This is a genomic window from Enterovibrio norvegicus (assembly GCF_002876705.1).
Classification (GTDB): Bacteria; Pseudomonadota; Gammaproteobacteria; order Enterobacterales; family Vibrionaceae; genus Enterovibrio; species Enterovibrio norvegicus_B.
In genome coordinates this window covers 24425-49301 of record NZ_MDAG01000006.1, presented here as the reverse complement: position 1 = coordinate 49301, position 24877 = coordinate 24425, and the positions used below count along the sequence as shown (strand labels likewise).

Annotated in this window: 17 protein-coding genes and 3 tRNA genes; 13 read left to right on the top strand and 7 right to left on the bottom strand. The window is 47.9% G+C overall.

Annotated features, from left to right (window positions below):
* The first annotated feature begins 121 nt into the window (after nt 1-121).
* On the top strand, nt 122-2140 hold the full coding sequence (gene rep, locus BCT27_RS03100) for a DNA helicase Rep (protein WP_017010491.1): 2019 nt from the start codon (nt 122-124) through the stop codon (nt 2138-2140).
* 75 nt (nt 2141-2215) lie between these two features.
* Here the strand turns inward: rep and BCT27_RS03095 are convergent, their stop codons facing one another.
* Nucleotides 2216-2794, bottom strand: a complete 579-nt coding sequence (locus tag BCT27_RS03095) for a sugar O-acetyltransferase (RefSeq protein WP_102394998.1) — start codon at nt 2792-2794, stop codon at nt 2216-2218.
* 137 nt (nt 2795-2931) lie between these two features.
* Complete coding sequence (locus BCT27_RS03090) at nt 2932-3351, bottom strand: c-type cytochrome (RefSeq protein ID WP_102317675.1); 420 nt, start codon at nt 3349-3351, stop codon at nt 2932-2934.
* A gap of 344 nt (nt 3352-3695) precedes the next feature.
* Here BCT27_RS03090 and BCT27_RS03085 point away from each other — a divergent pair.
* The 8 genes from BCT27_RS03085 to BCT27_RS03050 all read left to right on the top strand — a co-directional run bounded on the left by BCT27_RS03085 (nt 3696) and on the right by BCT27_RS03050 (nt 11122).
* Nucleotides 3696-3772: transfer RNA gene (locus BCT27_RS03085), tRNA-Arg, on the top strand.
* Nucleotides 3773-3809: 37 nt separating this feature from the next.
* Nucleotides 3810-3885: transfer RNA gene (locus BCT27_RS03080), tRNA-His, on the top strand.
* 2 nt (nt 3886-3887) lie between these two features.
* A tRNA-Pro gene (locus BCT27_RS03075) sits at nt 3888-3964 on the top strand.
* A 549-nt stretch (nt 3965-4513) separates the two neighbouring features.
* Nucleotides 4514-6223 carry a dipeptide ABC transporter ATP-binding protein gene (locus tag BCT27_RS03070; RefSeq protein WP_102394997.1) on the top strand — a complete coding sequence of 570 codons (1710 nt, stop codon included), beginning with the start codon at nt 4514-4516 and terminating at the stop codon, nt 6221-6223.
* A gap of 111 nt (nt 6224-6334) precedes the next feature.
* Nucleotides 6335-7888: an ABC transporter substrate-binding protein gene (locus tag BCT27_RS03065; protein ID WP_102394996.1), complete on the top strand. Its 1554-nt coding sequence runs from the start codon at nt 6335-6337 to the stop codon at nt 7886-7888.
* Nucleotides 7889-8067: 179 nt separating this feature from the next.
* Nucleotides 8068-9045, top strand: coding sequence for an ABC transporter permease (locus tag BCT27_RS03060; RefSeq protein WP_017009443.1), 978 nt, complete (start codon nt 8068-8070; stop codon nt 9043-9045).
* Between the two features lie 2 nt (nt 9046-9047).
* Nucleotides 9048-9989 carry an ABC transporter permease gene (locus BCT27_RS03055; protein ID WP_102260761.1) on the top strand — a complete coding sequence of 314 codons (942 nt, stop codon included), beginning with the start codon at nt 9048-9050 and terminating at the stop codon, nt 9987-9989.
* A gap of 149 nt (nt 9990-10138) precedes the next feature.
* Complete coding sequence (locus tag BCT27_RS03050; RefSeq protein WP_102394995.1) at nt 10139-11122, top strand: SPOR domain-containing protein; 984 nt, start codon at nt 10139-10141, stop codon at nt 11120-11122.
* A 68-nt stretch (nt 11123-11190) separates the two neighbouring features.
* Here BCT27_RS03050 and gorA read toward each other — a convergent pair whose 3' ends face one another.
* Complete coding sequence (gene gorA / locus BCT27_RS03045) at nt 11191-12546, bottom strand: glutathione-disulfide reductase (protein ID WP_102260763.1); 1356 nt, start codon at nt 12544-12546, stop codon at nt 11191-11193.
* An 89-nt stretch (nt 12547-12635) separates the two neighbouring features.
* Nucleotides 12636-13475 (bottom strand): 23S rRNA (adenine(2030)-N(6))-methyltransferase RlmJ, encoded by an 840-nt coding sequence (locus BCT27_RS03040; RefSeq protein ID WP_102394994.1) that lies wholly within the window; start codon nt 13473-13475, stop codon nt 12636-12638.
* A gap of 133 nt (nt 13476-13608) precedes the next feature.
* On the opposite strand from BCT27_RS03040, the gene prlC reads away from it, so the two are divergent.
* On the top strand, nt 13609-15651 hold the full coding sequence (prlC, locus tag BCT27_RS03035) for an oligopeptidase A (protein ID WP_102394993.1): 2043 nt from the start codon (nt 13609-13611) through the stop codon (nt 15649-15651).
* Between the two features lie 136 nt (nt 15652-15787).
* Nucleotides 15788-16648, top strand: a complete 861-nt coding sequence (locus BCT27_RS03030; protein WP_102391307.1) for a hypothetical protein — start codon at nt 15788-15790, stop codon at nt 16646-16648.
* A 65-nt stretch (nt 16649-16713) separates the two neighbouring features.
* On the opposite strand, the gene BCT27_RS03025 is transcribed toward BCT27_RS03030, so the two are convergent.
* The gene (locus BCT27_RS03025) at nt 16714-19947 is read right to left on the bottom strand and encodes a hypothetical protein (RefSeq protein WP_102394992.1); all 3234 of its coding nucleotides are present in this window, start codon (nt 19945-19947) and stop codon (nt 16714-16716) included.
* Between the two features lie 308 nt (nt 19948-20255).
* Between BCT27_RS03025 and traF the strand changes: the two genes are divergently transcribed.
* Nucleotides 20256-21422 (top strand): conjugal transfer protein TraF, encoded by a 1167-nt coding sequence (gene traF / locus BCT27_RS03020; RefSeq protein WP_241908492.1) that lies wholly within the window; start codon nt 20256-20258, stop codon nt 21420-21422.
* A gap of 71 nt (nt 21423-21493) precedes the next feature.
* Here the strand turns inward: traF and gppA are convergent, their stop codons facing one another.
* Together gppA and rhlB are read right to left on the bottom strand one after the other, a co-directional pair.
* Nucleotides 21494-22975 (bottom strand): guanosine-5'-triphosphate,3'-diphosphate diphosphatase, encoded by a 1482-nt coding sequence (gppA, locus tag BCT27_RS03015; protein ID WP_102394991.1) that lies wholly within the window; start codon nt 22973-22975, stop codon nt 21494-21496.
* 21 nt (nt 22976-22996) lie between these two features.
* On the bottom strand, nt 22997-24298 hold the full coding sequence (rhlB, locus tag BCT27_RS03010; RefSeq protein ID WP_026024530.1) for an ATP-dependent RNA helicase RhlB: 1302 nt from the start codon (nt 24296-24298) through the stop codon (nt 22997-22999).
* Between the two features lie 113 nt (nt 24299-24411).
* Between rhlB and trxA the strand changes: the two genes are divergently transcribed.
* On the top strand, nt 24412-24738 hold the full coding sequence (gene trxA / locus BCT27_RS03005; RefSeq protein ID WP_017009451.1) for a thioredoxin TrxA: 327 nt from the start codon (nt 24412-24414) through the stop codon (nt 24736-24738).
* Nucleotides 24739-24877: the final 139 nt, after the last annotated feature.

Below are 24877 nucleotides of genomic sequence, written 5' to 3'. Positions count from 1 at the left end.
TGTACTGAACATTGTAAGGATTCTTGGCGAGATCAATAAAACTGACCGAATGATGAAGTGCGCAGCTATTCCTTTTACAATGTAACGGCGACTCATCGCTGACGATAAACAGAGGAACCACATGAAACTGAACCCAGCCCAAAATGACGCAGTCCACCACGTGTCTGGACCGTGCCTAGTCTTGGCGGGCGCTGGCTCGGGTAAAACCCGCGTTATTACCAATAAAATCGCCTACTTGGTTCAGCAGTGTGATTACAAAGCGCGTCATGTCGCGGCGGTGACGTTCACCAACAAAGCGGCACGTGAGATGAAAGAGCGTGTCAATCAAACCCTGAGTAAGCAAGAATCGCGTGGTCTCACCGTTTCTACGTTCCATACTCTCGGCCTCAACATCATTCGTCGTGAATATAAAACGCTAGGGCTTAAAGCGGGTTTTTCGCTGTTTGACGACCAAGACCAAATGGCCTTGCTCAAAGAGCTAACGGAAGATGAGCTAGAAGGCGATAAAGACCTGCTTAAGCAGCTTCTGCACAAAATCTCCAATTGGAAAAATGACATGTTGACGCCAACCCAAGCGGAAGCGTCAGCCATGGGTGAGCAAGATAAGCTCTTCGCGCATTGCTACACCCTGTATCAGAAACAAATGAAGGCCTACAACGCACTGGATTTTGATGACCTGATTTTGATGCCTGTGATCTTGCTGAAAACCAATCAAGACGTCCGTGAGCGCTGGCAAAGCAAAATTCGCTACTTGCTGGTGGATGAATATCAAGATACCAATACCAGCCAATATCAATTGGTGAAGATGCTGGTGGGTGAGCGAGCGCGTTTCACCGTGGTAGGGGACGATGATCAATCCATTTATAGTTGGCGTGGCGCACAGCCGAAAAACCTGTTGATGTTGAATCAGGATTTTCCGAGCCTTAAAGTCATTAAGCTGGAGCAAAACTACCGCTCAACCAGCCGTATTTTGCGATCGGCAAATATCCTGATCGCCAACAACCCGCACGTGTTTGAGAAAACCCTGTTCTCTGCGTTGCCCGATGGCGAGATGTTGAAGGTACTTAAAGCCAACAACGAAGACCATGAAGCCGAACGTGTGGTGGGTGAAATCATTGCACACCGCTACATGCACCGCTCTGATTACAAAGACTATGCGATTTTGTACCGCGGTAACCATCAGTCCCGTTTGTTTGAAAAAGCCCTGATGCAAAACCGCATTCCTTACAAGATCTCAGGGGGAACGTCGTTCTTCGCACGCGCAGAAATCAAAGACATCATGGCGTATCTACGTTTGTTAACGAACCAAGATGACGACAATGCTTTCTTGCGTATCGTTAATACGCCGCGTCGTGAAATTGGTCCTGTAACGCTTGAAAAGCTGGGAACGTACGCGAACATGCGAGGAAAAAGCCTGTTTGCTGCCAGTTTTGAAATGGGGTTACAGCAGCACCTTGCAGGGCGTGGATTGGAGTCACTTCAACGCTTTACGCGTTGGATTGTCGAAATGTCTGATGAGTTTGAACGTGGCAACGCTGTTGAGGCGGTTCGCTCGCTGGTACGCGATTCACATTACGAAGATTGGCTCTATGAGACAGCATCAAGCCCGAAAGCCGCTGAGATGCAGATGAAGAATGTCTCAGACCTCTACAGCTGGATTGTTGCCGACCTGGAAGGGGACAATTACGACAACGAACCGAAAACGTTACGTGAGGTGGTACAGCGACTTACCTTGCGCGACATGATGGAACGCGGTGAAGACAACGATGATGCCGATCAGGTGCAGTTGATGACACTGCATGCATCAAAAGGGCTCGAGTTTCCTTACGTGTTCTTGATTGGTATGGAAGAGGGTTTGCTGCCGCACCAATCGAGCATCGATGAAGACAATGTCGAAGAAGAGCGTCGCCTTGCGTATGTGGGCATCACGCGCGCGCAGAAAGAAATGACCTTCACCTTGTGCAAAGAACGCCGCCAGTACGGCGAGTTGATTAAACCGATGCCGAGCCGTTTTCTTGAAGAGCTTCCTTACGACGATGTTGAATGGGAAGAAAAGAAAAAGCCTCAAACACAAGAAGAGCGAATGGCGAAGGGGTCAGCAGCCATTGCAAACCTCAGGGCTATGCTCAAAAAGGATTAAAGAAAAAGCCAGCGAATGCTGGCTTTTTCTTTAATGAGGGCATGTTTGGCGCTGTGGGCGTCAAACAACGAGGAGTTAGGCTGGCACCAGCGCGTCTGTATCGTCATTCTCGTGGATTTTCCTGATCACCTTCGCGGGAGTGCCACCTACAAGGCTATCGGGCGGCACATCCTGTGTGACGACGGAATTCGCGGCAATCACCGATCGAGCGCCAATGGTAACGCCTTGGCAAACCACAACGTTTCCACCCATCCACACATCGTTTTCAACCACTATAGGCTTGCAGACGGTTTCCCATTGGCGACGACGTCGGTAATCAAGAGGGTGCCCCGCTGTATAAAACTGGCAGTTTGGCCCTACTAATACGTTATTGCCGAGGGTAATCGGCGCACCATCCAGCATCACTACCCCCATATTGAGAAACGTTTGGCGGCCGATGTGGATATTCTTTCCAAACTCGCACTGAAAGGGCGTCATTACCATGGATTCGGCGTCAAAATGGCCAAAGAGTTTATTTGCGATATCTGCAATGTTGTCATTGCGCTGGGCATTGAGGGCTTGGAGATGAATGAAAGCATTGGATCGAATGGCGCTGATCCCTGCATCACCACCGTTAAAAGCAAGACCCTGAGACATTTTTTCAAATTCAGTCATGTTGAAATTTTCACAATAGAACACGGCGATATTCTGTGTGATCTGTTGTGTGCTGTCAGTGCTGTTGCTTCCAGAGTCGATATTCTAAAAACAAAAAAGCGACCTTGGAGGCCGCTTTTTTCTTGGGGTTGCCTGATTTAGAGAGAAAGCATGTGGTCAATGGCCGCGACGATTTCGTCGTCAGAACAATCCATACATGTTCCTTTTGCAGGCATGCCGTTAAAGCCATTAATTGCGTGGCTCACTAACGTGTCTTTACCTTGAGCAATTCGAGGTTCCCAAGCGGCAGCGTCACCTGCTTTTGGTGCGCCAGCAGCACCCGTAGAGTGGCATGCCATACAGTAGGTGTTGTAAACGGCATCGCCCGCACGTGGGCCTGAAGGTACAGCCGCTGTTTCCACAGGTGCTTCGCCTTCTAGATAGACAGAACCAACAGGTGCGATACGTTCTGCAATGGCTTCTTCAGACATGTCCGCAGCGTGAACTGCACTAACAAGAGACAATGCGGTGACAGCAGACACTGCTAAACGACGTAAAAAAATTCCCTTTGCGCTCACTGTTTCACTCCCAATTTCATTGTGGCTCTGATAAATCCGAGCGTTTTTTATGCTGTTGGTTCGTTATATCACACCGAAAGGGCAATATTCGGATACCAAGGTCGACATTTTGAGTATATGTGACTTTGTCTAACTACGAAGTGATACCGCGATTAGGTTAACTCCGTGTAAACATTAAGTGATTATAGCGCTTTAGATTGTTGCGTTAAACCGTTATGATTACGGCCACTCGCACGGTTTTTATTCTGATTGAACAAAAAGAGAGCATTCAGAAAAAAAATTAAAAAAAGTGCTAGACGGCAAGTAGCGATCTCCGTAATATGCGACTCCGCCGACAGGGACAAGCGCCCGTAGCTCAGCTGGATAGAGCGTTGGCCTCCGGAGCCAAAGGTCGCAGGTTCGAATCCTGTCGGGTGCGCCAATCCGGATACAGCAAAAATTGGCAAAAAAATAATGTGGTGGCTATAGCTCAGTTGGTAGAGTCCTGGATTGTGATTCCAGTTGTCGCGGGTTCAAGTCCCGTTAGCCACCCCACTCGGTGAATAGCGCAGTTTGGTAGCGCATCTGGTTTGGGACCAGAGGGTCGGGGGTTCGAATCCCTCTTCACCGACCACATTCAGATTAAGCCCGCTCAATAGAGCGGGCTTTTTCGTATCTGCGGTTTGGGAAAGCGTTTAGGGGGCTCAATGCCGAGTTTACCTCTAATGTAGAGTCCCTAATTTCCGCTGTTTAGCAAAATCTCTGTCAATGAGGTGGGCCTTATCATTGAATTCGCCCCCAGTTTGACTGCGTATCCTCACAGTTCTCATCAAATAAGCACCGCGTTTGTGGTTATTTCCCTACCTTTTTCTTACTTATTTCTTAATTCACATTGAATAATTAAACAGCCTTTCTTGTTACGAGTCCGTCAGATGTGTGCATTAAGTTGAGCCTTTTTGTGCGAGATAGAGGTTACTTTTCATTTTTCCAGATGCTGTCAAATGCACTATTGGTGAATATTTATACGATAAACAGCGTTAGTTGTGGCCATAAGTGTTGGTTTGTTGCTTTTTCGTGAAACATTTGACAGATTGTAGGTCGTTAATTTGGTCTTGTTTTATTGATGTAAACAGGGATTGTGTTCAGACAGGCACGGATTTGTGCAGTATCAAGGGTCTGGTCAATGGCATTGCTTGAAGTAAAAAACCTTCGAATTGAGTATCCATCTCGTCATGGCATCTTTGCCGCGGTCAACAATCTATCTTTCTCTATCGAGCGGGGGGAGATCGTTGGTGTCGTTGGTGAATCTGGGGCGGGTAAGTCTACCGTTGGAAACGCCGTTATTGACCTATTGAGTCCACCTGGACATGTGGCGAGCGGCGAGGTGTATTTGGATGGAGAGAAAATCTCCGGGCTTTCACCTGAGAAAATGCGTCACTATCGGGGATCCCGTATCGGATTTATCTTCCAAGATCCGATGACGTCTTTGAACCCTTTGTTTACGGTAGAACAGCAGCTTGTTGAAACCATTACCGTCAACCTTGGTGTTTCTGAGCAAGAGGCTAAGCAACGTTCCATTTCTTTATTGGAGCAGGTTGGCATTCCAGAAGCACATGTTCGCGTTAAACAATACCCTCATCAGTTTTCTGGTGGCATGCGCCAGCGTGTCGTGATTGCCATTGCATTGGCGGGTGAGCCAGAGCTTATCATTGCCGATGAACCGACAACGGCGCTGGATGTGTCCATTCAAGATCAGATTCTGAATCTTATCCGCACGCTTTGTATCGAGAAAAACGTGGGCTGCATGCTTGTCACTCATGACATGGGTGTCGTTTCTAACGTCACAGACAAAATTGCAGTGATGTATCGTGGCGATTTGGTGGAATTTGGTGAAACATCCAAAGTGCTAAACACCCCCGAGCACCCTTATAGCCGAAGTTTGATTTCAGCCGTACCGCGATCGGACATCAAGCTCGATAGATTCCCACTGGTGAGCTACATCGAAGAAGCTGTCGAGATGAAGCCGTTAGATGTGAAAACGCATTGGCTTGGCCAAAGCCAAGACGAGCGTGACTACACCGGCTCTCTGTTAAGGGTTGAAAACGTTAATCTGCGGTTCATCACCAAAGACTCTTTCTTTGAAAGCAAAAGAGAATACGTCCAAGCATCAAACGATGTCAGCTTTGATATCCAAGAAGGTGAAACGTTTGGGTTGGTGGGTGAGTCTGGGTCAGGAAAATCGACCATTGCGCGAGTGATCGCAGGCCTTTACCCGCCTAACTCGGGGAAAGTGTGGTTTGAAGGTATCGACCTAACCGGGCTGAAAAGTGAAGCCCAACGTCGCCCGATGCGACGTCAGATGCAGATGGTTTTTCAAAACCCGTATTCATCAATGAACCCGCGCATGAAGGTGCAAGACATCATAGCGGAGCCGATTCGCTTCCATAAACTCGCAGAGAACGACAGACAGGTTAAACAAATCGTGGGCGATCTCTTGGATCATGTCGGCCTAGGTCGAGCAAGTGGCATTAAGTACCCTCACGAATTTTCTGGGGGACAGCGTCAGCGAATTTCCATTGCTCGCGCACTTGCTACAAGACCTCGTCTATTGATCTGTGATGAACCCACATCGGCACTTGATGTGTCCGTTCAAGCGCAAATACTCAACCTACTCAAAGATCTGCAGCAAGAACTTAACCTTACCATGCTGTTTATTAGCCATGATTTACCCGTTATTCGTCAGATGTGTGATCGCATCGGGGTGATGAAGAAAGGCACCTTGTTGGAAGTGGCACAAACGGAAGCATTGTTTGAATCGCCACAGCATGAATACAGCCAGCATTTGATATCGCTAATGCCTGAGTTCAAGGGCATGAGTACTGTTGCCAATTAAGACATACACATTTTATTTGTCAGTGGAAAGGATACGTTGTGTTCACTGGCAATGTGAATCAGCAATACACAACAGAAAGGGAACTTGCTTCCCTGCATAAGGAGTCATGCAATGAAAACCTTCAAGAGTAAAATCGCCCTCGCGATGATGGCAGCGGGTTTAAGCTTTGCTGCATCAGCCGCAGACATTACGGTTGCTTACGATGCCGATCCGGTCTCACTTGACCCGCATGAGCAACTCTCTGGCGGTACCCTTCAGTTGTCTCATATGGTTTTTGATCCATTGGTTCGCTTTAACCAGTCAATGGAGTTTGAACCTCGTCTCGCTGAGTCATGGGAACGCGTTGATAACGAAACCATGCGTTTCAACCTTCGCAAGGGTGTGAAATTCCACTCAGGAAATGCACTGACCGCAGATGATGTGGTGTGGACGTTCAATCGCTTAAAGTCATCCCCTGACTTTAAAGGCATTTTTGAGCCACTCGTGTCCTTGACGAAAGTTGATGATTACACATTTGAAATCAAAACAGACGGCACGTACCCACTGATTGAAAACGTGGCGACGTACATCTTCCCAATGGACAGCAAGTTCTACTCTGGGAAAACCGCTGAAGGGAAAGACAAAGCGGAGCTCGTTAAGCACGGTAACTCTTTTGCGTCAGCAAACCTTTCTGGTACGGGACCTTTTATCGTAAAAGAGCGTGAGCAAGGCGTGAAGGTTGAGTTTGAGCGTTTTGCCGATTACTGGGATAACGCGTCTGGCGGTAACGTTGATAAGTTAACGCTGGTGCCGATCAAAGAAGACGCAACCCGCGTTGCCGCGTTGCTGTCTGGCGATGTTGACATGATCGCGCCTGTCTCGCCAAACGATTACAAGCGTATTCAAAAAGCGAAAGACGTTGATCTTTACACCATGCCTGGCACGCGCATCATCACGTTCCAAATGAACCAAAACAGTAACCCAGCACTAAAAGATGTGCGAGTTCGTCAGGCCATTGTTTACGCGGTAAATAACGAAGGTATCGCGAAGAAAGTCATGAAGGGTGCAGCGACTGCGTCAGCACAGCAAAGTCCTCCAGGCTACGCGGGTTACAATGAGAACCTCAAGCCACGTTATGACCTCAACAAAGCCAAGCAGTTGATGAAAGATGCGGGCTATGCGGATGGCTTCAAGCTGACCATGATGGCGCCGAACAACCGCTACGTGAATGATGACAAAATTGCCCAAGCAACCGCGGCCATGCTGTCGAAAATCGGTATCAAAGTTGATCTCAAGACCATGCCAAAAGCGCAATACTGGCCTGAGTTTGATAAGTGTGCGGCTGACATGTTGATGATCGGCTGGCACCCAGATACAGAAGATTCTGCAAACTTCACTGAGTTCCTAGCAATGACCCGCAATGCTGACACAGGTAAAGGTCAGTACAACTGTGGCCATTACAGCAATGGTGAAGTGGATAAGTTGGTCAATGCGGCGAACAAAGAAACGGATCTGAACAAGCGAAATGCGATGCTCAAGCAAGTTGAAGAAACGCTGTACAACGAAGCGGCATTCCTTCCTCTGCATTGGCAAGATCCGTCATGGGCTGCCAAGAAAAACGTAGAAATCGGTCCAATTGTAAACGGAATGAACTTCCCTTACTTCGGCAACCTTGTGGTGAAGTAATCACCCATTACGCCAGTTAAAAGAAGCATCTTTATCTGGCGTATTTAAACACTGTAAACGGCCATTCTTTCTATCTTGTAGAACCAATGGATAGAAAGGGCCGTTTTCTTTCATTTGGAAATGAAGCCAATTGAAAGAAGTAAAAGTAAAAGTCTTCAAGGAAAGGTAAGGGGCAAGGAGTGTTTACGTTTCTCGTCAAGCGTCTGTTTCAGGCCGTGATAGTGATGTTTGTGATCAGCCTAGTGGCATTTTCCATTCAGGATAATCTTGGCGATCCGTTGCGTGAAATGGTTGGGCAATCGGTTTCAGAAGCCGAAAGACAAGCACTGCGTGATGAGCTTGGGTTAAACGACCCATTCCATCAGAAATACGCGCGATTTGTTGGCAATGCGGTTCAGGGCGATCTGGGTACATCCTATTTCTTCAAACGCCCAGCCGTTGATGTCATTCTGGATAAGCTGGTGGCAACACTTGAGCTTGTGATTGGCGCGACCATCATCATTATTGTGTGTTCTATTCCTCTGGGTGTGTACTCTGCCATTCACCCCCGCAGTGTGTTTACCAAAATCATCATGGCGGGCAGCAGTATCGGCATCTCAGTCCCTGTTTTCCTGACCGCCATTATGCTGATGTATGTTTTTTCCATTGAACTGGGATGGTTTCCGTCGTTTGGGCGGGGAGATACCGTCAACATTCTTGGTTGGGAATCTGGCTTCTTTACGCTTGATGGCTTGTCACACCTTGTTTTGCCCAGTATTGCTCTGTCTTCCATCATGCTGCCGCTGTTCATCCGTCTCGTACGTTCTGAAATGCTAGAAGCGTTAAGCACTGAGTACGTGAAATTTGCACGCGCAAAGGGCATGCCTGAAAAAACCGTGCAGTATCGCCATGCACTGAAAAACACCATGCTTCCATTGGTCACGGTAGGTGGTGTTCAGATAGGCACCATGGTGGCTTACACCATTTTGACTGAAACGGTTTTCCAGTGGCCAGGAACGGGATTTTTGTTCTTAGAAGCGATCAACCGTGTCGATACTCCGCTGATCACGGCTTATGTCATTTTTGTGGGTTTGCTGTTTGTGGTGACCAATACGATTGTTGATTTGGTTTACGGCTTGATTAACCCAACGGTTAATCTCACTGGTAAGGGGGCATAAGCATGGAACAGATGACATCAAAAGCGCCTTCTCGCTGGCAGCAGTTTTTAGCGTCAGATTTTTTCTATTACTTTAAGCGCGACAAAGTCGCCATGTTCAGCTTTGCTGTTTTTGTCTCTTTTGTATTGGCGGCCGTGCTGGCTCCACTTCTGTCTCCGTCAGATCCGTACGATTTGTCTGTGATTGATATCATGGACTCTGAACTTCCTCCTACGTGGATGGAGTGGGGAGATGAACGCTTCCTATTGGGTACGGACAACCAAGGTCGAGACATTCTCTCAACCATCCTGTATGGCCTGCGTATCTCGTTAATCATCGGTCTTGGTGCCGTTGCCTTGCAATTGCTCTTAGGCATTGTGATTGGCTTGAGTGCGGGTTACTTCGGTGGCCGTATCGATAGCCTACTGATGCGTATCGCTGACGTGCAATTGTCGTTCTCTACCATGATGGTCGCAATCATCGTTTCGGCGATCTTTAAAGCGAGCTTTGGCAGTGACTTCTATAGCGAGTATGCCATCTTGATGCTGGTGGTCATCATCGGTGTTGCAGAGTGGCCTCAGTACGCTCGAACGATCCGTGCCTCTGTGTTGGCTGAAAAGAAAAAGGAATATGTGGAAGCGGCGCAAGTGATGGGCTTCAAAGCTCCGCGCATTATGTTCCGACACATTTTGCCGAACTGCTTGTCCCCAATCTTGGTGATATCAACGGTGCAAGTCGCGAATGCCATCATGTCTGAAGCGGCATTGTCTTTCCTTGGGTTAGGCATGCCCGTCGACAAGCCTTCTCTTGGTTCACTGATCAGTATTGGCTTTACGTATATTTTCTCTGGCTCGTGGTGGATAACTGCTTTCCCAGGCATCGTGTTGATTGTTCTCGTCCTGGTGATAAATTTATTGGGCGATTGGCTAAGAGATGTGTTTAACCCCAAAATATACAAAGGTTAATCCTCACTAATGCCAAATAAAAAAGGTAACGTTTGTTACCTTTTTTTATTGTTTTATGCATCAAATTTATCGATTCGTTCAAATCCGAACTAAGCTAACGATCTCCGCTCATAAAAGTTTAATCATCCATTTCCAGCGTGTGAGGGATCATGATCGCTTCGAGCATTCGTATTGTTAGCGCTTTGATTTTATCGGTAGTTCTCAATGTCCCGGCTTTTTCGGCGCAGAGCGTTTGTTCGCCTGAGCGTATAGATTCGTGGAATGTGGTGGATGAGGCTTGCCCGATTGGTGATGGCCTTTGGGGTAAAAATCCAGCGTCCGAGCAAGGCCAGTTTTGGGTGCAGTGTGGGATAGTGAACAACCTGCCTGATGCTTGGCTTTCCAGTCAATTAGCCAAATCTGTACTCGCTAATCAGGTCATCTTCCGCAAGGAAGGGGAAGCTTATCGCTGCCTTGCTGGGCCCTTTGAGCAATTCAGTACCGCAATGAGAGTGCGAGACGGAATGCGAAAGCAACCTGCAATGAAAGCTGCGTTTGTTCGTGAAGTCTCTATCAGTGACGAAATGCGGTTAACCCCGGCACCGGTTGTTGAGATGGTGGCCCAAGCGCCGTCTTCATCACCTATTGTGGAAGCCTCTGTGGTTGAAGCAGCGATGCTCGAGAAGGCGACACTTGCAGCGCCAGTAGTGGCAATAGCTGCGTCGGCAGAAGCCGCTACAGAGCCACTGATGACTACACAGAACAATGATCCGTTACCTGTTGCTGAGGCCATGGTCAAAGCGACACCGACCAAAACTACCGCTAAGCCCAAGAAAATAAAACGTAATCGCAAGTTCAGAGCGGTTGCGGGTATGCAAGTACCCAAACCGAAATATGGCGAACGACATTATTCTCGCAATGATGAAATGTGGCTACGCGCGTCATTTGCCGACGCAGAAACGACGTGCACTGAAAACGGATTTAAAGTGGTTTCTGCCGCTTCGCTGAAAAAGCTGATTGCCGACCCCGAGACGCGAGGAGTAGTGCCGAACCGTTTGCCCTATTGGGTTGCGAGCGGTGATGCCTATGACCTTGTCATCATGGTGCCCATGCCTTTATCCCAGTCCTCCGAAGTGAATGTGCTTTGTGAGTGACGGAAACGGTGTGGCGATAAACAAAAAAAGCGGCCGATTGGCCGCTTTTTTAATATTTAAATCAATGCTTAGCGCATCGTAACAAACTCTTCAGAGCCTGTTGGGTGGATAGCGACAACGCTGTCGAAATCCGCCTTCGTTGCACCCATCTTCATGGCAACACCGAAGCCTTGAATCATTTCGTCAACAGCAAAACCGATACCGTGGAGGCCAACAACCGTTTCTTCTTCACCAGCGCAGATAAGCTTCATGCGGCAAGGTTGGCGGTGTTGTGTTACCGCGGTGTACATGGCTGTGAAACCAGAACCGTACACTTTGACGTTCTCTTCGCCGTATTGTGCTTTCGCTTCCTGCTCAGTCAGACCAATGGTACCAATTGGCGGGTGGCTGAAGACCACGGTTGGGATCAGCGTGTAATCCATCTTCGCGTTGGTTTTGCCATTGAATAGACGCTCTGAAAGTTGGCGACCTGCTTTTACGGCAACAGGTGTCAGCTCAACACCACCTTCCATGATGTCACCCACACAGTAGATGCCAGTTACGTTCGTGTTCTGGAACTCGTCGACTTTGATGTAGCCACGCGCATTGGTTTCAACGCCAGTTGCTTCCAAGTTGATTTTGCTGGTGGTTGGGTTACGACCAATCGCCCAGATCAATACGTCGGTATTGTGTGACGTGCCGTTTTCAAAATGCAGCGTCACTGAACCGTCAGATTCTTTAACCACTTCTTTTGGCGTTGATTGGGTGTGAAGGCTTGGGCCTTCGGCTTCCATCACTTCCACCAAGGTATCGATAATCATCGGATCGAAGGTACGAAGCGGCGACTCTTTACGCACGAACAGGTGAGTGTCAGTGCCTAGTGCATTCAGAACACCCGCGATTTCAACCGCGATGTAACCCGCACCGACAACGGCAACGCGTTTTGGCTGCTCAGTGAGTTCAAAGAAACCGTTTGAATCGATACCATGCTCAGCGCCTGGTACGTTCGGAATGGTTGGCTCGCCACCGACTGCAATAAGAATGTTGTCAGCGGTATAGTGCTCGCCGTTCACTTCGACGGTTTTCGCATCAACAAATTTGGCGAAGCCGTTGATGACTTCGATGTTGTTTTTGCCCAATACGTTTTCATAAGAGGCATGAATGCGTCCGATGTACGCTTCACGGTTTTCGACAAGCTTTGCCCAGTCGAATTTGTTCACCGTGGTATCGAAACCATAGTCAGGGCCATACAGTTTGATCGCTTCAGCAACTTGAGCGCCGTGCCACATCACTTTCTTTGGTACACAGCCTACGTTTACGCAAGTGCCGCCCAAGTGGCGCGCTTCAACAATTGCTACCTTTGCACCATACATTGCTGCTCGGTTAGCCGATGCAATACCACCACTACCACCACCGATACAGATGTAATCAAAATGCTTGGCCATTTTATTCTCCATGTGATTTTTCTTATTTCCGCACTGAAAGCGGCAATCGAATATTTCCCAATACTAACAGACCCGATGCGGGCTGATTTTTACTCAGGTACCACCCATTCTACTAAGTGATGACCTGTCGTGGGCGCAATTTTACTTTGCAGCCACGGTAGAATTTCTTTCATCTGCGCTTCAAGCATCCATGGCGGATTGATCACAATCATGCCGGATGCCGTCATGCCGCGCTCTTCTGAATCGGGTGAGACACCCAGTTCGATTTGAAGGATTTTACGAATGCCGAGTTTTTCTAAACCACGGGTGATCAGGTCGATATTTTTACGATACACCACTGGATACCAAATCGCATAGGTACCTGTTGCCCAACGTTCAATACTCTCACCGATCGCATCGACAACATCTTGGTACTCATGTTTGAGCTCATAAGGCGGGTCAATCAACACCACGCCGCGGCGCTCTTTCGGTGGCAGGCTGGCTTTCAACCGTGCGTAGCCATCTTCTTTGAACATTTTCACCTGACGATCGCCACGAAACTCTTGCAGTAGCAGCGGAAAATCTGTCGGGTGAAGTTCAGTGAACATCGCACGGTCTTGGTCGCGCAGCAAGGTTCTGCCTACCTTCGGTGAGCCCGGATAGTAGCGTAGCTCATCACCGTCATTTAGGCTGCGAATGGCATCTAAATAGGGCGCTAATGCGTCTGGTGCATCATCGCATTGCCAAATCTGGCCAATGCCTTGTTTGTATTCGCCGGTTTTCTCAGCGTGGTCATCTGACAGATCATAACGTCCCGCACCACTGTGCGTATCGTGGTAAACAAAAGCCTTATCTTTTTGCTTTAGTGATTCAATGATCAGGCTTTGAACGATGTGTTTAACAACATCAGCGTGGTTGCCAGCGTGGAAGCTGTGGCGATAACTGAGCATGGTATGACCCGATGAAAACGAAAAAAGTAGCCAGTATTATCGCTTATTGCGTGATTGGATGCAGCATGAGCATTGAAAACCCACCTATTTACCGCCATAAATAAGACATATCTGAGAGAGAAAGGAACCCGCAATGACCAACCCGCTATTGTCGTTTACAGATTTACCGCCATTTTCTGATATCAAACCAGAGCATGTGCAACCTGCGGTTGAGCAAGTGCTTGCCGATTGCCGTGCTGCTGTTGAAGCGGTACTGGAAAACAACACCGATCCAAGTTGGGACAACATTTGCGTGCCGCTCGCAGAGAGTGATGATCGTTTAAGTCGCGTTTGGTCGCCAATTGGGCACCTCAATGCCGTCGCTAACAGCCAGGCGTTGCGTGAAGCGTATGAAGCGTGTTTGCCACTGTTGTCTGATTACTCGACGTGGGTCGGTCAACACAAGCCGCTTTATGATGCGTACAAAGCCATTAAAGGGCGTGATGATTTTGCTTCTCTCACCCTTGCTCAACAGAAAACCATTACCGATGCGCTGCGCGACTTTGAGCTTTCAGGCATCGCGCTAGGCCAAAAAGAACAGCACCGTTTCGGAGAGATCAGCAAACGTCTTTCAGAGCTTTCCTCAAACTTCTCGAACAATGTCTTAGATGCCACCATGGGTTGGAGCAAGCACATTACCGAGGAAAATGAACTTGCGGGCATGCCTGAATCTGCCATTGCGGCTGCAAAAGCGCAGGCGGAGTCGAAAGAACTCGACGGTTATTTACTCACGCTCGATATTCCGTCGTATCTGCCAGTGATGACGTATTGTGATAATCGTGAACTACGAGCAGAGCTTTACGAAGCCTACGGTACACGCGCTTCTGATCGTGGTCCGAATGCAGGCAAGTGGGATAACACTGACCTTATCAGCGAAACACTGCTGCTTTCTCACGAGATTGCCCGCCTACTGGGTTTTGCAAGCTACAGCGAACTGTCACTGGCCACCAAAATGGCGAGCTCGACGGATCAGGTCTTAACCTTCCTGAATGAACTGGTCGACAAAGCGCATCCACAAGGTGAGCAAGATTTCCAAGCATTAACGCAATTCGCGAAAGACAATTTTGGTGTTGAAGCGCTCGAACCTTGGGATGTGGCGTACTACTCAGAAAAATTGAAGCAACACCAATACAGCATTTCAGATGAAGAGCTCCGCCCTTACTTCCCTGAACAAAAGGTCGTAGCAGGTCTTTTCGAAGTATTGAAGCGCGTGTTCGGCATGGACGTGAAACGCCGTGACGGTGTGGAAGTTTGGCATGAATCTGTGTCCTTTTGCGACATTTTCGATGCAAAAGGTACCTTGCGTGGCAGCTTCTATCTGGATTTGTATGCCCGTGAACATAAGCGCGGCGGCGCATGGATGGACGAGTGTCGTGTCCGTCGTGTGACGCAATCTGGTGAGTTACAAACCCCAGTCGCGTACCTAACGTGTAACTTCAACAAACCGATTGGCGGCAAACCGGCGCTGTTCACGCATGACGAAGTGGTGACGCTGTTCCATGAATTTGGTCACGGCATTCACCACATGTTGACGCAAGTGGATGAGTCATCCGTGTCAGGCATTAACGGTGTACCTTGGGATGCAGTAGAGCTACCAAGTCAGTTCCTTGAGAACTGGTGCTGGGAAGAAGACGCGCTGGCGTTCATTTCTGGCCACTTCGAGACAGGCGAACCGCTGCCAAAAGACATGCTCGATAAAATGCTGGCAGCGAAAAACTTCCAATCCGCGATGGGTTTGCTGCGTCAGCTAGAGTTTGCGCTGTTTGATTTCACCTTGTTTACCACTTACGACCCAGAAGAAGGGGCGAAAGTGCTGGAAACACTGGCCAGTATCAAGAGCCGAGTCGCTGTGATGAAATCGCCAGAGTGGAATCGCTTCCCTCATGCCTTCAGCCACATCTTTGCGGGTGGTTACAGTGCGGGTTACTACAGCTACTTGTGGGCAGAAGTGCTGTCTTCCGATGCGTTTAGCCGCTTCGAAGAAGAAGGCATTTTCAACACCGAAACGGGCGCATCGTTCCTAGAAAACATCTTAGAGCGTGGCGGCAGTGAAGAGCCAATGGAGCTGTTCAAACGCTTCCGTGGCCGCGAGCCATCGCCTGATGCATTGCTGCGTCATAGTGGTATTGCTGACTAAGTAATCGTTCGGCAGAAAAAGCACGCGAATCGCGTGCTTTTTTTCTGCCTGAAAAACTAAAGACTGCCTGAGTTTGTATAATGCGAATGGATTTCAAATGCATTTATAAACAATAAGATAGTTGGAATATACAACAATGAAAAAGGCGGTTTTAGCGTCGGCAGTGACGTTCGCAGTGGCTAGTGGTTTTGCTCCGCAGGTTATCGCGGCAGAGAAAGAAGCAAAAGGCGGATACTCGTATTTCCGCGGTGGTTTCGAGCATGTGACTTATGACGAAAAATACCCAAACATAGAATCTTCAGTCACTGTCATGAGCCCAGTGATTAATACGGGTGGTTTGTACTACGTGAATGAGAAATTCGATTTCTCGTTAGAAGCCTTAGCTACTTTTTCGCCAGGTAGCGCAGAAGAAGAGTGGCATGATGCTGCTGGGCTGATGCAAACCAATAAATATCAGTACCTTCGCGCGTCTACCAATGCGCTACTGCACTACAAGATGACACCAGAATGGCGTGTTGTAGCAGGTCCTGCATTTAGCTATCAAACCCACAAACGCTATGGTAAAGAAAGCTTTCGTGAGTTACCTGAAGGTCAACACGAGTTCTTCACGAATACGTGGGAAGAGACGTCAACAGATATCTTCTTAGACATGGGTATTGTTTACGATACGGGTACATTACACAACGCAAGCCCTTGGCAGTACCAGTTTCGTGCGATTGTAGGTGTGCCAGTGTGGAGCTATACCACCAATACGGCTGCGGGTTTGGAAGACCAAACATTCTATGAAACAGGCTACCGGGGCTCGATGGAAGCGGGGGTGTCATATCGCGTTTATCCAGGTGTTAGCATCGGCGGTTTTGTCACCGCAACCTATGAAAATCGCAGCGAGAGCGACAGTGTTGTGATCACCGTTGACGATAAGCGCTACAGCGCGGTTGTCCCTGAGGGCGACACCATGCACTACAGTGCAGGTGTTCAGTTGCTTTGGAGCTTCTAAGCTTCAGTGTTTAGAAAGAAGAAAGGCGACCGATTGGTCGCCTTTTTAATATACATGACTTGAGATTACTTAACTAAAGTCCAAACAGACTCATGTCGACCTTTGTGGCGCCACATTTTGTTTTTGTCAGTCAAAGGATCCCATTCCCAATGAACGCCTTCTTCGTAGTCATAGTGAGCGTTCAACTCTTGATAGTTACATGTGTGATCGTCGTTATACAAACATGGTAGATCAACAGGTTCACCACCAGTGTAATCTGCCCAAGAGTAAAATCCATTTGGAAATTCAGGGTCTTCTTGGCTTGCTTGGTAGTTCACACCTTCAACTGAGAAAGTCATGTCTGCATGTTCCCTGTTTTCGCTTCCTTCAGTGACGAAGGTTTCACGCCAAGTGGTGCCAACGAAGTTGATTTCTGAGTTCAGTACCGCTTCTACAGCAGCTTGTGCTTCTTCTAGTGAGAAGAAGATCTTTTGATCCCAAACTTCGTCACTGCCAGTGTCTTTGCCGTGCATAGTATTTACTGCATCAGACCAGATGGTGAAAGACTCATCAGAGTTGTAATGATCACCCTCATTAAAGAACTGGTAAGCGTGGTGGCCGTTTGTTGCTACGTATTGAGTAATCAGTTGAGAGTCACCAAACGGAGACCAATCACTCCACTTGCCGTTTTGCAATTCCATTCCCTGTTCTAGGAATACGGTTTTACCACCTTTCTCAGTGCGGTAAACATTGCTCACTGAATTACCATCAACAAAGAAGAAACCCGTTTCAGAAATAATCAGGTCTTCTTTAGGTTGGATAGAAAAATCACGGTCGATAAAGGTGTTGATGATGAACTCTTCATCACCAATGTTTGACGCTTCTGAGCCGTAAGCTGTCAGTGCTTGACCTGCCTTGAAGTTTGCACCCGCTGATGTTGCCATCGCTTCGGTAATATCAAGGTTCACAGCACAATCGTTGCCAGACTGGAATGCTTTGAAGCCCTTATCTGAAGCATTGAAGTAGAACGCATTGCCGTTCAGTGCTTCGCCAGTGATACGGAACCAGTCGTAACGAGAACCAGGGAATGTTGGTTCAAAAGTACCGTGTTCGTTTGCTACGAGTCCTAGCTCTGAACATTGCATGCCATTGAAGTACAGATCTACGTCAATGTAATCAAATAGCTCGTTAGCGGTGAATTGGCCATGTTGTGCAGACAGGTCGATGGCTACGTCTTTACCGTTTACCCAAATACTACCACTCGCATCATTCCAGTATGTATTTGCAGATACTTGACCTTTAAACAGCGTAAAGCCGCTTTCAAAGGAATTGGTCTTAATGGCCACATAGCCGTTCGACTCACGCGTCAGAGCAGTCTTTTGCTCAAGCTCAAATGCGGTTACACGAGGCTCGCGGGCATCATTTTCATGTTGAGTAAGAACGCGAGTGAGAGTCAGGTTGCCTTCACCTGGTAGCGACCAAATCAGGTGGCCGCTTTCATTAATTTCCCAAGTACCATCTTGTTTAGTGACATCAGACTCTTGTGGGCATTGCTCGCCTTCAGCAAACAAAACTGTGCCCGAGTTAGGATCACTGCTCTCTACAAAGCGGAACGCCATACAGTTTGCATAGTTGTAGGTTGTTTGCTCGGCTTCGTTGTAATCTTGCTCACCATTCCAGCGGTACCAAGTTTTGCCTGAACCGACCAGGACATCTTTGATTTCGCTTGGTGTAACAGACGTCACTTTTGGAATCGTGATTTCTGCTTCAGCTTTCAGCCCGCCTTTATCGAACGCAAAAACGGTCAAAATGGTGGCGTCCATCGCGGTTTCTGGTGTGCCAGTCGCGATAAGCTGCGAAAAGTCCCCTTCACCCAGCATATATTCAATACCATTCGCTTGGTACGATTGGCCGACGCTGGTGATGTCGTATTCACCGTTCTTATCAGTGAACAGACCTTCAATATTGAACGTCTTGTTTACCGGAACGCCGACTTCTAGCTTCATTGCGTCGAATGCTTTCTGCACTTGATCCAGTTTTGCGGTGTTTACAACGGGTGCGTAGTTGAAGTTTTTTACCACGAAATCAACGGTAGTTGCAGAAGTAACGAATGAAGACAGTGCCTCACCTTTGCTGTTCAAGTCGTTAGATGCAAGCTGAATGCTGTAAGTGCCTGCGGCAACATCTTTAGATGAATCTGAGCGTGAAATAGCCAGTTCGCCATCTTTCAAGCTTACAGCGATGTTTTTCTCTTCCAACGCTTTTGTGTTAGCGATGATAACGGTGTTTTGCTTACCTAGAGTGGTTGCGTCGCTATCATTTACCAGTACTTGAACGTCTGCAATCTGCACTGAGTAATCTAGCCATTTTTCGGTGTCACCGTAGAAGGCGCCGTTTTCAGTAAACTGAGCGGTAATCGCTTTAATATTTTCAGCGTTGAATGTAACCGCGAAGTTGGTCACGATCACCGGTGGCTCAGTTGGCTCTTCAACAACAGGCACATATGGCTTGTACGTTTCGTCTTCCAGTTCTTCTGGTTTCATTGTCGCTGTTGCGTCAACCGTTGCTTCAACAACTTGGTCCAACTGTGCGTCAAACGCTTCGTCAGACGATGCGTTTGCTTTCGTTTCAGTTAGGATTTGCGCAGTTTTATGGATTTTTGCAGCCAACTCTTTGCTTGCATCGTCACCCGTTTCTTTCGCAACAATGTAATCACTGTAAAGAATGTCTTGGCTAAGCTCTCCCTCAGTGTTTAGGCCACCTAGAGATTCGATCACCGCTTTCTCTGCATCTTCTTTTGAAAGGCCTTCAGCAGTGTCAGTTGATTGCATCTTAGATACAACCAAGTCTGTAATTGGGCTGGCAATTTCAGAACCTGCTGGCGCACGAAAAGTTACTGCCTTCATCGCTTGACCGGGTAAGTCCATGTCTTCAGTAATGATTTCGGAATCAGCATCTAGAGACTGTACTGTTGCAATAAGGCGAGCTGAAGTTTCAAGACGTTTTTCATCTGCTTGGTTGATTTCGGCATCAATGTGGCCGCTTTCATCGGTTAGCAGAACGTTACCGTCTGAATCTTTAATTACTTCACTGGCTTCACAAATGCCGTTGCCGTTGTCATCCGCACACAGAAGCGCATTTTTTAGGTAACCATCCATTGCAGTAATGATCACGCCACCTGGCTGAACTGCACCGCCACCGCCGCCAATATTGCCACCGCCTGATGTGCCGCTGTCATCACTGCCGCCACATGCTGATAGAGCAAGTGCGGAAGATATAGCAAGCGCAAGTACAGCCTGCTTTTTTGGGATAGTTACCATAACGCCTCTTTTATAAAATGTTGCCATTTGTATTTTGTGTGGCGGATTATCGTTTTGATTAAATTATAAGTAAATGCATATTTTTATGGATAGTTGAGAGTGGTGTAGAAATTAATGAATGATGAAATTTAGTGATATTCCTTCATTAAATGCATATATTCCCAATGCTTATGAATAAATCACAGCCTTTTTTTGGTCAATTATTGCGCATTGGCGAAGTGGCTAAAAGAGCTGTGTATAAAAATTCATATAGTTTCTCTTTGTTCTTGTTTGAAGAATAAAATGTTGCATATGGTTATGGTTTTAGAATGAAACAAATAAAGAAAGCGCGTTTAACTTTGGCGATCGGCCTTATTATTACCTCATTACCTGCAGCCGCATTCGGTGTGTCTGATTCTCGTTCTTTAGCGATGGGAGGCACAGGGGTCGCTTCGTCGTCTTATTTGATGGCGCCATTTCATAACCCTGCTCAGGCGGTAAATTACTCTGGGTCTGACGATTTTGGTTTCTTGCTATCCATTGGCGCGGGCGTCCATGATGGGGATGATTTATACAATAAAATCGACCATTTTCAGGATGTTGATGAAGCGCTAGAGAATATGCCTGATAACCTTGCGCTTCAGGACGAATGGAAACAGGCGTTGAGAGCCATTGATAATGGACAACTAAATGTCGACACAAGTATTGGTTTGGCGGCTGCAATTCCAAACAAGCACTTGAGCATGAATGTTTTTGTTCAAGCAAATGTTGCGACAATCGCGCTTTCTGATGTTGCTGAGGATGATCTACAAGGTCAACCAAACCCAGACAATATGGTATCTACCGTTCAAGGTATGATGGGTGGTACTGTCGATGCCGGTATTACTTTAGCTCGTGCGATTGAGTTACCGTTTGAAGGCCAACGTTTATCTGTTGGTGCCACGCCAAAGGCACAACACATCGTTGCGGTTAACTATAAAAATACCGTCAGTGGATTTGAAGAAGACGAGTTTGATTTGGGTTCTGAATATCAAAAGAAAACGGTATTCAATGCAGACTTTGGCGTGAGCTATTTGCCGACTGACTCAATTACCCTAGGTTTTGCAGCTAAAAATATCTTTGCACAAGAGTTAGAAACCAATCAAAGCTACGGCTCAAAAGCGACGTTTTTGGTTGAGCCAAAATACACAGTAGGTGCGGCTTACAGTAATGGCGTTGTTACCATTGCGGCGGACTACGACATTTCGAAAACGCGCTTTTTCCGTGAAGTTGAACATGAAACGCAATTTGCTCGTGTAGGTGTAGAGCTGAATGCTTGGGATTGGGCGCAATTGCGTGCAGGCTATAGCGCAAGTATGACCGACTATGCGAGTGATACGATCACGGCTGGCATTGGTTTTAAACCGTTCGGTGCATTTGGCTTTGACTTGGGTGCTTATTATGGCGAAGAAGAAAACCAAGTTGGTGTATCTGCGCAGTTCGTGATCACGCTTTAACGCGTGATCATGTGTAAAAAAGCACGGCTATTGCCGTGCTTTTTTGTCTGCGCATTTTGTGAATCAATCAATTAAGACACAGTGAGCGGCCAGTTGTGATCGCATTGGCGCTGCGCTTCCAGTGCAAGTTCTGCCGACATTAACGGGTTTTCTGTTAGCCAATTGGTTGGCAGAGAAAGGGTTAATGCCTTTGCAGACGCCTTCAATGTAACACCTGGAATCGCTGATTGGTCACGACGATGGCAGAGAATAACGGCCAAGCGCAGGACTCGAAGCAAGCGATTTGCACTGAAGGTGGAAAGCGCGTTTTGAGCACTTACGCCATGCAGTTGTTCGCGATAGTGGCGCAGCATTTCAGCCAGCAATTGTTTTTGTGCGCGGGTGAAACCGGGCAAATCCAAATGCTTGATGAGATATGCGGTATGCTCGCCGTCTTGCTTAAAGCCAATGCTCATGCCGAGTTCATGTAGCTGGGCGGCAGTGATCAGCATGTCTTTGGCGATAGGTTCTGATACCCATTCTTCCCCACATTGTGTGAGCAGATTTTCGGCGGTATCAGCAACGTGTTGAGCGTGCATTGTGTCGAGTTGGTAACGCGACTGTATGCTTTCAATCGTACGCTTTCGAATATCTTTCTTGCGCATGCTTTTCATCATGCCGTAGACCAAGCCTTCGCGCAGTGCGCCGCCAGCCAGCGTCATGGACTCGATGTTCAGTTCTTCAAAAATGGCGATAAGGATCGACAAACCACTCGGGAAGACCAAAGCACGTTCAAGTGTGAGACCATCAATATCCAGTTCTTCAAGCTGGTGGCAGCCAATGGCTTGCTGACGCAATCTGTGCAGTTTGGCGAGGGTGATTACTTCATCCATGCCTTGTGCAATCATGATTTCTTGCAAAGCTTGAACGGTGCCACTTGCGCCAACACAGATGTCCCATCCCAACTCACCATACCGCGCAACGATCGGTTGAAGCACTTGCTTCGCCCCTTCAATCGCGCTTTTAAAGCTCGTTTCCGTGAGTGAACGGTCTTTGAAGTGCTGCTCTAGCCAGGTTACACAACCCATATCAAGGCTAGTGAGGGCGGCGGCATCAAAGCCTTCGCCAATGATCAGTTCAGTGCTTGCACCGCCGATATCGACAACCAGACGTTTTCCTTTGCCGCCAGAGGTATGTGCGACACCGTGATAAATGGTGCGCGCTTCCTCTTCACCTTTGATGACCGTAATAGGGTGACCAAGAATGCGATTGGCTTTGGCAATGAAAATGTCAGCGTTTTTGGCGCTGCGAAGGGCGGCAGTTGCGACGATGCGGATATTGTTGGTGTCGATGTCCTGCAGACGTTCGGCAAACAAGGATAAGCAATCCCAGCCGCGTTGCATGGCTTCATCACTGAGGTGACGTTGGCTATCTAACCCTGCCGCGAGGCGGACTTTGCGTTTTATTTTTGCCAGCGTTTGCACGCTGCCTTCAACTTCTCGAACCACCAACATATGGAAACTGTTGGAGCCTAGGTCGATAGCAGCGTACAGGGGCGAACGCGCGTTTTCCATGCTGTGTTACCCCTGAGCGAATTACGCTTTGTTGGCCTGTTGCGGGCGACGACGACCACGGCTGCGTGGCTGTGAGCCAGATTTGCCATTGGTGTTACGACGGCCGTTCACTTGACGTGGGCGATGCACTTTAATCGGTGCAGGTAGCTCGGTCATCAATGCGCTTTCATCGTACTCGGAAACAGGGATTGCGTGGTCGATGTATTCTTCGATCGCAGGCAAGTTGATGGCGTACTCTTCACACGCAAAGCTGATTGACGAACCACTTGCGCCAGCACGACCAGTACGGCCAATACGGTGCACGTAATCTTCACAGTCGTCAGGTAGGTCAAAGTTGAAGACGTGTGTTACTTGAGGAATGTGTAGGCCACGGGCCGCAACATCGGTTGCCACAAGAATATCAACGTTGCCTTTGGTGAACTCTTCCAGAATTTTGACGCGTTTTTTCTGAGGAACATCACCCGTCAACAGACCAGCGCGAAGGTCATCGGCTGCCAAGTGGCCCCAGATGTCTTCACAGCGGTGTTTGGTGTTTGCGAAAATGATCGCACGCTCTGGCCACTCTTCTTCGATGAGGGTTTGAAGCAGACGCATTTTGTCGTTGTTCGACGGGTAGAACAGTTCTTCTTTGATGCGGTGACCTGTCTTTTGATCAGGTTCCACTTCAACGTGTTCTGGGTTTGTCATGTGTTCAAACGCCAGCTCTTGAACGCGGTAAGACAGCGTTGCAGAGAACAGCATGTTCAGACGATCTGCAGGTGCAGGCATGCGACGGAACAAGAAACGAATGTCTTTAATAAAGCCAAGATCGAACATGCGATCAGCTTCATCAAGCACAACGGCTTGGATGGCACTTAGGTCAAAAACGCGCTGTTTGTAGAAGTCGATGATACGACCACAGGTGCCGATAAGAATATCAACGCCGTTTTCCAGCACTTCTTTTTGTTTGTCGTACGCTTCGCCGCCGTAGGCAAGGCCTGCGGTTAGCGAGGTTGAGGCTAGCAGAGGGGCAGCATCGTTGTAGATCTGAATCGCAAGTTCACGCGTCGGTGCCATGATGATGGCGCGTGGGCAATTCTTCTTACGATCAGCGGGTGCCTCAGTCGTTAGCAAGTGATGGAAAGTAGCAGTCAGGAACGCCAGTGTCTTACCTGTACCCGTTTGGGCCTGTCCTGCAATGTCTTGGCCGGTGAGCAGGACCGGCAATGCCAAGGCTTGAATAGGGGTACAATTATGAAACCCTTTTTCTTCCAAACCTTTGATAACATCGGCGTGTAGACCGAAGTCGGCAAATTTCTGCTCTGTGAGATGCGTCATTTTCATCCGCATAGAATATCAGCTTAGGCTTGCAATACGATAGTGAATACATTCAAATAGTGTGATGATTTACTGGTTGGTATATCGCCAGTGACAAAAAGCAATCATTGGAGTGGAAGATGAGCGACAAGATTTTGCAGTTGACTGACGACAGTTTCGACGCTGACGTTATTAAAGCAGCTGGCCCTGTACTAGTAGATTTCTGGGCTGAATGGTGTGGTCCTTGTAAAATGATCGCCCCGATTCTTGATGAAATCTCAGAAGAATACGAAGGGAAAGTCACTATCGGTAAACTGAATATCGATCAGAATGCGGGTACACCACCTAAATTCGGTATCCGTGGTATCCCGACTTTACTGCTGTTTAAAGACGGCGGTGTTGCAGCAACTAAGGTTGGCGCTCTGTCTAAAACTCAATTGAAAGAGTTCCTAGACGCAAACCTGTAATGTGACATAGAAGCCGTGTACCACCCTGGACACGGCTTAATTCTTCCATCTGCTAGACAGTTCACTATTCTGGTGCTAATTTATTGCACGTAAATTGTTCATCTGTTCATTTCTCGTTCACACCCGTGATCATATACAC